Annotated in this window: 3 protein-coding genes and 2 rRNA genes; 2 read left to right on the forward strand and 3 right to left on the reverse strand. The window is 64.5% G+C overall.

The genetic code is table 11. From position 1 onward, the window contains the following. Nucleotides 1–88 precede the first annotated feature (88 nt). Nucleotides 89–3,961: a HAMP domain-containing protein gene (locus ACQP2O_RS40680; RefSeq protein WP_433174526.1), complete on the forward strand. Its 3,873-nt coding sequence runs from the start codon at nt 89–91 to the stop codon at nt 3,959–3,961. A gap of 16 nt (nt 3,962–3,977) precedes the next feature. After that, a complete protein-coding gene (locus ACQP2O_RS40685; protein ID WP_433174527.1) occupies nt 3,978–4,595 on the forward strand; it encodes a response regulator in 618 nt (205 codons plus the stop codon). A 158-nt stretch (nt 4,596–4,753) separates the two neighbouring features. Here ACQP2O_RS40685 and ACQP2O_RS40690 read toward each other — a convergent pair whose 3' ends face one another. The 3 genes from ACQP2O_RS40690 to ACQP2O_RS40700 form a co-directional block, all read right to left on the reverse strand. After that, nucleotides 4,754–6,010, reverse strand: a complete 1,257-nt coding sequence (locus ACQP2O_RS40690) for an erythromycin esterase family protein (protein ID WP_433174528.1) — start codon at nt 6,008–6,010, stop codon at nt 4,754–4,756. Between the two features lie 93 nt (nt 6,011–6,103). After that, nucleotides 6,104–6,220, reverse strand: a 5S ribosomal RNA gene (gene rrf / locus ACQP2O_RS40695). Nucleotides 6,221–6,329: 109 nt separating this feature from the next. Then, a 23S ribosomal RNA gene (locus ACQP2O_RS40700) occupies nt 6,330–9,466 on the reverse strand. Nucleotides 9,467–9,826 lie beyond the last annotated feature (360 nt).

Consider the following 9,826-nt stretch of genomic DNA (forward strand, 5'->3'; position numbering starts at 1 on the left):
GATTCGTCTCGGGGATGCAGGACGCTGCCATCGTGGCAGACCCCCTGGGTGGACTGTACATACCCGCGGGAAGGCTAGGAGGAAATCAATGCCTCGAGGCACGTCCCATGCGCCGACCCGCGCCCGATACGCGGAGACTGAGCTACGGTCGGTGCTCGACGCGCTCAGCGCAATGCGCGACGGCGACTTCGACGTGCGACTCGATCCCTCGGGTGACGACATCCTGGCTGAGATCGCCGGTGTCTTCAACGAGGTTCAGGAACGCGCGTCCCATCTGACCGGCGAGCTCGTACGCGTTCAGCGTGAGGTTCGCCACGAGGGACGGATCGACGAGCGGCTGAGAGCGGACGGCGAGGGGGCCTGGGCGACGGGCAACGCCGCGGCCAACGCGTTGATCGACACTCTCGTTCAGTCCACGACCGCGATGGCGCGGGTCGTCGACGCGGTCGCCGACGGCGACCTGAGCCAGCGCATCGAGCTCGATACCGGCACCCGTCCCTGGCGGGGTGAGCTGCTGCGCATGGGCTCGGGCGTCAACCGGATGGTCGAGCACCTCGACGAGTTCGCCGCCGAGGTGACGCAGCTGGCCCGGGAGGTCGGCGCGGAGGGCCGCCTGGGCGGGCAGGCCACACCGCGGGAGATGTCCGGCCGATGGCGTGACGTCACCGGTGCCGTCAACGCGATGGCGAGCCGGCTGACCGGGCAGGTCCGCGACATCGCCCTCGTCACCACGGCGGTCGCCCGCGGTGACCTGACGCGCAAGGTGACGGTCGAGGCGACGGGTGAGCTGCTGGAGCTCAAGGAGACCGTCAACACGATGGTCGACCAGCTCTCCTCGTTCGCGGACGAGGTGACGCGGGTGGCCCGCGAGGTGGGCACGGAGGGCCGCCTGGGCGGCCAGGCCCGTGTCAGCGGCGTCAGCGGCGTCTGGAAGGACCTCACCGACAACGTCAACTCCATGGCCGGCAACCTCACCGGCCAGGTCCGGAACATCGCCCAGGTCGCCACGTCGGTGGCCAACGGTGACCTGTCCAAGAAGATCACCGTCGACGCCCAGGGCGAGATCCTCCAGCTCAAGGACACCCTCAACACCATGGTCGACCAGCTGTCGGCCTTCGCGAACGAGGTCACCCGGGTGGCCCGCGAGGTGGGCACCGAGGGCCGCCTGGGCGGCCAGGCCCGTGTCAGCGGCGTCAGCGGCGTCTGGAAGGACCTCACCGACAACGTCAACTCCATGGCCGGCAACCTCACCGGCCAGGTCCGCAACATCGCGCAGGTCGCCACGTCCGTCGCGGGCGGTGACCTGTCCAAGAAGATCACCGTCGACGCCCAGGGCGAGATCCTCCAGCTCAAGGACACCCTCAACACCATGGTCGACCGGCTGTCCTCGTTCGCCGACGAGGTGACGCGGGTGGCCCGTGAGGTCGGTACGGAGGGCCGCCTGGGCGGGCGCGCCAAGGTCGGCGGGGTCAGCGGGGTCTGGAAGGACCTCACCGACAACGTCAACTCCATGGCGGACAACCTGACCAGCCAGGTCCGCAACATCGCCCAGGTCACCACGTCCGTCGCCAACGGCGACCTGACCAAGAAGATCGACGTCGACGCCCAGGGCGAGATCCTGGAGCTGAAGACGACGATCAACACGATGGTGGACCAGCTGTCGGCGTTCGCCGGCGAGGTCACCCGTGTCGCGCGCGAGGTGGGCAGCGAGGGCCGCCTCGGCGGTCAGGCCGAGGTCGAGGGCGTGTCCGGCACGTGGAAGCGCCTCACCGAGAGCGTGAACGAGCTCGCCAGCAACCTGACCACGCAGGTCCGCGCGATCGCGTCGGTGGCGAGCGCGGTCGCCCGCGGCGACCTCACCGGGTCGGTCTCGGTCGAGGCCCGCGGCGAGGTCGCCGAGCTCAAGGACAACGTCAACCTGATGGTGGCGAACCTCCGCGAGACCACCCGCGCCAACCAGCAGCAGGACTGGCTGAAGACCAACCTCGCCCGCATCGCCGGGCTGATGCAGGGCCACCGCGACCTCATGGAGGTCGCCCGGCTGATCATGAGCGAGGTCACGCCGCTGTCCTCGGCCCAGTACGGCGCGTTCTACCTGGTGGAGGAGCCCGAGGACGGCGAGCCCGAGCTCGTGCTCAAGACCGGGTACGGCCTCAGCCAGGACAAGATCGACAGCGTGCGGTTCCACTTCGGCGACAGCCTCGTCGGGCAGGCCGCCCTGCAGCACAAGCCGATCCTGATCCACGACCTGCCACCCGGTTACATCAAGATCGGTACGGGCCTGGGGCAGGCGTCCCCGGTCAACCTGATCGTGCTGCCGATCCTGTTCGAGAACCGCGTGCTCGGCGCGATCGAGCTGGCCTCGTTCAGCCCGTTCAGCGAAGTCCACCTGGCGTTCTTCGACCAGTTCGTCGAGACGATCGGTGTGACGATCAACACGATCACCGCGAACTCCCGTACCGAGGCGCTGCTGGGCGAGTCCCAGCGGCTCACCGCGGAGCTACAGGACCGTTCCAGTGAGCTGCAGCGCCAGCAGGAGGAGCTGCGCCGGTCCAACGCCGAGCTGGAAGAGAAGGCGGCGCTGCTGGCCAAGCAGAACCGCGCGATCGAGATGCAGAACTTCCAGATCGAACAGGCCCGCCGCACCCTGGAGGAGCGCGCCGAGCAGCTCGCCCAGTCCTCCCGCTACAAGTCCGAGTTCCTCACCAACATGTCGCACGAGCTGCGGACGCCGCTCAACAGCCTGCTGGTGCTGGCCAAACTCCTGGCCGGAAACCCGGACAAGAACCTCACGCCCAAACAGGTCGAGCTGATCAAGACGATTTACGAATCGGGCAGCGACCTGCTCCGGCTGATCAACGACATCCTCGACCTGTCCAAGGTCGAGGCGGGCAAGATGGACCTCGTCCCCCAGCAGGTGGCCCTCGCCGACGTCGTCGACTTCGTCGACGCGAACTTCCGGCCGCTGGCCGTCGACAAGGGCCTCAGCTTCGACGTGTACGCCGAGCCCGGCCTGCCCGAGCACCTCTTCACCGACGAGCAGCGGCTCCAGCAGGTGCTGCGCAACCTCCTGTCCAACGCGGTGAAGTTCACCTCCTCCGGTGAGGTGCGGCTGACCATCCGGCGGGCCGAGGGAGTGGACTTCACCGACCCGGTCCTGGCCCGTACGCCCGACGTCCTCGGGTTCGCGGTCAGCGACACCGGGATCGGCATCGACGACCACAACCTGCGGGCGATCTTCGAGGCGTTCCAGCAGGCCGACGGCACGACCAGCCGACGGTACGGCGGCACCGGCCTCGGGCTGTCCATCAGCCGCGACATCGCCCAACTGCTCGGCGGAGAGATCCACGTGGCCAGCCGTCCCGGCGAGGGCAGCACGTTCACGTTCTTCATGCCGGCCCGCTACCTCGAGGGCCGCGAAGGCTCCTCCACGCCCGTACGGGACAAGGAGAGGCGCCGGCCGCAGCCGAGTCGGTCGCAGCCGGCTCCGGCCGTCGAAGCGTCGTTCGAGACGGCGTCGTTCGAGCCTCCCGCGGCGGACGACGCGTTCGAGACGGCGCCGATCGACGACGAGGTGCTGTCCGGCCGCAAGATCCTCATCGTCGACGATGACGTGCGCAACATCTTTGCGCTGACCTGTGTGCTCGAGCAGTACGGTATCGAGGTGCTCTACGCCGAGAACGGCCGTGAGGGCATCGACACGCTCGACCGCAACGAGGACGTCGATCTGGTCCTCATGGACGTGATGATGCCCGAGCTCGACGGCTACGCCACGACGGAGGCCATCCGGCGAATGCCGCAGTTCGCCGCCCTGCCGATCATCGCCCTGACGGCCAAGGCCATGAAGGGCGATCGGGAGAAGAGCATCGAGTCGGGCGCATCGGACTACGTACCCAAGCCTGTCGACGCCGACCACCTTCTTGACATCATGAGAGCGTGGCTGAGTCGGCCACGCAACTGATGGAGGGCTGACACCCGTGGCCGAGAAGGCGAACATTCTTCTGGTCGACGACCGAGAGGAGAACCTCGTCGCGCTGGAAGCGATCCTCTCTTCACTCGATCAGAACATGATCCGTGCGCGTTCGGGGGAAGAGGCTCTACGAGCCTTGCTGACGAACGAGTTCGCGGTGATCCTTCTCGATATCGTCATGCCCGGAATGGACGGCTTCGAGATCGCCCGCGCGATCAAACGGCGCCGGAAGACGCGCGAGGTCCCGATCATCTTCCTGACCGCCGCGGACGCGGATCCGGACTACGCGTTCCGGGGGTACGCCGCGGGGGCGGTCGACTACATCTCCAAACCGTTCGACCCGTGGGTGCTGCGGACGAAGGTCTCGGTCTTCGTGGAGCTCTACCGGAAGAACCAGCAGCTGCGCGAGCAGTCGGAGTTGCTGCGCACGCAGTTCGCGGCGGCCCCGTCCGAGGAGCTCGCCGCGGAGCTCCAGCGGCGCGTGGCGGCGGTGGAGGAGCAGCTCGGCACGCTCGCCCCGTTCGCGGCCCAGGACGAGGAGGCCGCCAAGGTGGTCGCAACGCTCGAGCAGCGCGTCGAGGAGCTGCGGACCGCGGTCGACACCCTCCGCCCCAAGGCCTCCTGACCGTCGGTGGAGGGCCGGTAGCGCCGCGCAGACCCGCAGAGGGCGCGTCGGGGCCGGTGAGCCGCGCTGATCCGCAGAGGGGGCGCGGCGTACCACGCGGCGCCGTCTCGTCGTCGCCGACGAGGTGGTGGGCGGCCCGACCGGGTGTCCGGCGCCGTTCAGGCGGGTGGGAGCAGCCTGGAGGAGCTCGAGACCGCCACGTAGGCCAGTCCGTCGTAGTCCTCGGCTGGTACGACCTGGCCGAAGGCGAACCGGTAGGTCCCGCGTGGCACGAGGGAACCGAACGTCCGGGACGGGCGGCGGTCCCGTGCCCACGCCCGGACCGCCTCCGGTGCGTCGGCGGTCGCGCGCAGGTCGACGAGGTGATCACCTGGCTGCGCGGCCGCGAGCTGCGCCTCGAGGGTCGCGGGAGGAGCGGAGTCGACGCTGTTGGGGACGGGCTTGCGCCCCCTCCCGCTCTGCCATGGGCCGGGCCACCCCCGGCGGGCCCGGAAGTCACCGCGGCCGAAGAGCAGGCCCAGCGCGTAATACGCGTCGCCGTACCGCGCGTGCAAGTGGCTCCCCATCGTCGGCACGCCGCCGGCGAAGCGATGATTCGCGACGTGTCCGTTGTGCGCCCACAACACGACCCGTACGGACGGCTCGTCCAGCAGGTCCGCCACCGCGTCGGCCATGTACCGGTCACGCGCGGCGAAGACCGTCTGCTCCGGATCCGTATGCCGCCGTACGCGGGTCACCAGGTCGGCGGCCTTCACGAGGATGTCGGCGTGCCGGATCGCCTCGACGGCGTCCGGGTCCTGCGTGCGGACGAACTCCAGGAGGTCCTCGGCCTCGCGTACGAGACGTCGCTCCGGATCGGGCTGCGATCCGGGAGAGGCCTTGCCGAGGACGCCGAGTGTGGCGTGCAGGGCGGCCACACGCTCCGGGGCCGTCTCGCGCAGGAACGCCTCGAGGATCTTGATGGAGTCACCGCATTGCTGCGGGTCGATCCCCACGAAGCCGACCTTGTCCTCCTCCGGCCGACCCTGGTTGTAGGCGCGCATCCACTCGATCATGGCGAGCACCTCCTCGGTCCGCCACGTCCAGAAACCGAGCCTCGTGAGGACGTTCGCGGCGTTCCCAATACCGTGGCGGATGTAGGCGTCGACGGCAGCGCCGGCGGACGCGCTCGCTTCCATGGCGAACACCGAGAACCCCAGCTCGGTGACCAGGAACTCCAGCAGGCGGTGTTTGAGCTGAAAGAATTCCCGGGTCCCGTGGGTTGCCTCGCCGAGTCCGACCACGCGTACGTCCGGGAGGACGTCTTTCAGAGGTTGAAGGTCCGTCGTGGGGGCGCCGGCGACAAGGCCGTGTAGCGGCAGGGCATTCCGGGCCAGCCAACCGGTCACATCACCGGCCGAGGACTCCTCGGTCACCAGTTCCTCTTTCCGTTGTTGCGGAAAAGGGTCCGGAACGCAGGAAAGCCCGCCGGGGCTATAGCCTGGCGGGCTTTCCTGATCTATGTGAATGTCCGGCGGTGTCCTACTCTCCCACACCGTCTCCAGTGCAGTACCATCGGCGCTGAAGGGCTTAACTTCCGGGTTCGGAATGGGACCGGGTGTTTCCCCTTCGCCAAAACCACCGAAACGCCTAACAGAACCCGGCGTACGGGGGTCATAAGTTCCCGGCCGTGTCCCGGGAACCGCACAGTGAACGCGAACATCTCTTGCTTAACGCAGCTCTCGAAGCGATGTGTGTGTCAAGCCACTCGGCCTATTAGTACCGGTCAACTCCACACCTTGCGGTGCTTCCATCTCCGGCCTATCAACCCAGTCGTCTAGCTGGGGGCCTTACAACCCGAAGGTTGGGAGACCTCATCTTGAGGAAGGCTTCCCGCTTAGATGCTTTCAGCGGTTATCCCGACCGAACGTAGCCAACCAGCCATGCACCTGGCGGTACAACTGGCACACCAGAGGTTCGTCCGTCCCGGTCCTCTCGTACTAGGGACAGACCCTCGCAAGTCTCCTACGCGCACAGCGGATAGGGACCGAACTGTCTCGCGACGTTCTAAACCCAGCTCGCGTGCCGCTTTAATGGGCGAACAGCCCAACCCTTGGGACCTACTCCAGCCCCAGGATGCGACGAGCCGACATCGAGGTGCCAAACCTTGCCGTCGATATGGACTCTTGGGCAAGATCAGCCTGTTATCCCCGGGGTACCTTTTAGCCGTTGAGCGACACCCCATCCACACGGTGGTGCCGGATCACTAGGCCCTGCTTTCGCACCTGCTCGACATGTCTGTCTCACAGTCAAGCTCCCTTGTGCCCTTGCACTCAACACCTGATTGCCAACCAGGCTGAGGGAACCTTTGGGCGCCTCCGTTACTCTTTGGGAGGCAACCGCCCCAGTTAAACTACCCACCAGGCACTGTCCCCCACCCGGATACACGGGCGCGGGTTAGACGCTCGAAACGACCAGAGTGGTATTTCACCAACGACTCCACCACCACTGGCGTGATGGCTTCACAGTCTCCCACCTATCCTACACAAGACGCTCCAAACGCCAATGCCAAGCTATAGTGAAGGTCCCGGGGTCTTTCCGTCCTGCTGCGCGTAACGAGCATCTTTACTCGTAGTGCAATTTCACCGGGCCTGTGGTTGAGACAGTGGGGAAGTCGTTACGCCATTCGTGCAGGTCGGAACTTACCCGACAAGGAATTTCGCTACCTTAGGATGGTTATAGTTACCACCGCCGTTTACCGGCGCTTAGGTTCTCAGCTTCGCCACCACAAGGGCAGCTAACCGGTCCCCTTAACGTTCCGGCACCGGGCAGGCGTCAGTCCGTATACAGCGTCTTTCGACTTCGCACGGACCTGTGTTTTTAGTAAACAGTCGCTTCCCCCTGGTATCTGCGACCCCCACCAGCTTCACGAAGCCAGTTCGGTCACCAGCAGGGGCCCCCCTTCTCCCAAAGTTACGGGGGCAATTTGCCGAGTTCCTTAACCACAGTTCACCCGATCGCCTCGGTATTCTCTACCTGACCACCTGAGTCGGTTTGGGGTACGGGCCGCCGACACACTCGCTAGAGGCTTTTCTCGACAGCATGGGATCACTCACTTCACCTAAATCGGCTCGGCATCACATCTCAGGCTTAATAGCGCGCGGATTTACCTACACGCCGCCCTACATGCTTACCCCAGGAACAACCATCGCCTGGGCTGAGCTACCCTCCTGCGTCACCCCATCACTTGCCTACTACCACCTCAGGTCCACCACTCGCCCACGCAAGACCCCCGAAGGGATCAAGCAGGGTCTGCGATGTTAGTGTCAGTGGGTTCAGCATGGGCGCGTGTCAGCGGGTACGGGAATATCAACCCGTTGTCCATCGACTACGCCTCGCGGCCTCGCCTTAGGTCCCGACTTACCCTGGGCGGATTAGCCTGCCCCAGGAACCCTTGGTCATCCGGCGGAGGGGTTTCTCACCCCTCATTCGCTACTCATGCCTGCATTCTCACTCGTGTGGTCTCCACGACTAGCTCACGCTGCCGCTTCACAGCCCACACGACGCTCCCCTACCCATCCCAGCCCCTGGACGTACAAGTACGCCTGGGTACTGCTGAGATGCCACGGCTTCGGCGGTGTGCTTGAGCCCCGCTACATTGTCGGCGCGGAATCACTTGACCAGTGAGCTATTACGCACTCTTTCAAGGGTGGCTGCTTCTAAGCCAACCTCCTGGTTGTCACAGCAACTCCACATCCTTTACCACTTAGCACACGCTTAGGGGCCTTAGCCGGTGATCTGGGCTGTTTCCCTCTCGACTACGAACCTTATCGCCCGCAGTCTCACTGCCACGCTTCACTTACCGGCATTCGGAGTTTGGCTGACTTCAGTAAGCTTGTCGGCCCCCTAGGCCATCCAGTAGCTCTACCTCCGGCAAGAAACACGCAACGCTGCACCTAAATGCATTTCGGGGAGAACCAGCTATCACGGAGTTTGATTGGCCTTTCACCCCTACCCACAGGTCATCCCCCAGGTTTTCAACCCTGGTGGGTTCGGTCCTCCACACGGTCTTACCCGCGCTTCAACCTGCCCATGGGTAGATCACTCCGCTTCGGGTCTACAGCATGCGACTAAAGAGCGCCCTATTCAGACTCGCTTTCGCTACGGCTCCCCCACACGGGTTAACCTCGCCACACACCATAACTCGCAGGCTCATTCTTCAAAAGGCACGCCATCACACCACACCCCCAAAGAGGATGCGGGAGCTCTGACGGCTTGTAGGCACACGGTTTCAGGTACTCTTTCACGACCCCTCACCGGGGCACTTTTCACCTTTCCCTCACGGTACTAGTCCGCTATCGGTCACCAGGGAGTATTCAGGCTTACCAGGTGGTCCTGGCAGATTCACACGAGATTTCACGGGCCCCGTGCTACTCGGGAAACACCTAATGAAGACAACAAGATTTCGCCTACCGGACTCTCACCGACTACGGTCGACCATCCCAGATCGTTCGACTATCCTGCTGTTTTTTGACTCCACGCCCAGACGGCGGTCCAGACAAAGATGCTCCCACAACCCCACACACGCAACACCCGCCGGCTATCACACGCGCATGGTTTAGCCTCATCCCCTTTCGCTCACCACTACTCAGGGAATCACTATTGTTTTCTCTTCCTGCGGGTACTGAGATGTTTCACTTCCCCGCGTTACCACCAACCGCCCTATCAATTCAGACGGAGGCAACACCCCATGACAGGTGCTAGGTTTCCCCATTCGGAAATCCCCGGATCAACGCTCGGTTGCCAACTCCCCGGGGCATATCGCAGGCTCCCACGTCCTTCATCGGCTCCTGGTACCAAGGCATCCACCGTGTGCCCTAAAAAACTTGAACACACTCGACAAGAACAAAGATGCTCGCGTCCACTATGCAGTTCTCAAAACACGGACAGAACCAACCCCCAGCCACCACCAAACCACCGAACACCAGAGAAGAACCCTGACAACATCAGTGCGGTATGGCGACCAGATCAGCCTGTAACGCGGAGAACCCCTGACCGGGGTTCTGCCTGAGAAGCCCGAGCGTGAACGCCCGTTCCCTCAGGACCCAACAGTGTGCCCGGCCCCCTCAGAACCCGCCCTGCGCCTTCCTGAACCCGCAAGCGGACAGTACTAACGAAGAACATGAACTGAGAAGAACCGAATAGCCAGTGCTCCACAACCTATGAGCAGACCCACCCGCAGAACATTCGCC

This window comes from Actinoallomurus sp. CA-150999, assembly GCF_050942425.1.
In the GTDB taxonomy this organism is placed as follows: domain Bacteria; phylum Actinomycetota; class Actinomycetes; order Streptosporangiales; family Streptosporangiaceae; genus Actinoallomurus.

Bases quoted from the DNA above. Each gene is read 5' to 3' on its own strand.
- ACQP2O_RS40680 (WP_433174526.1), top strand. From the start codon at position 89: ATGCCTCGAGGCACGTCCCATGCGCCGACCCGCGCCCGATACGCGGAG.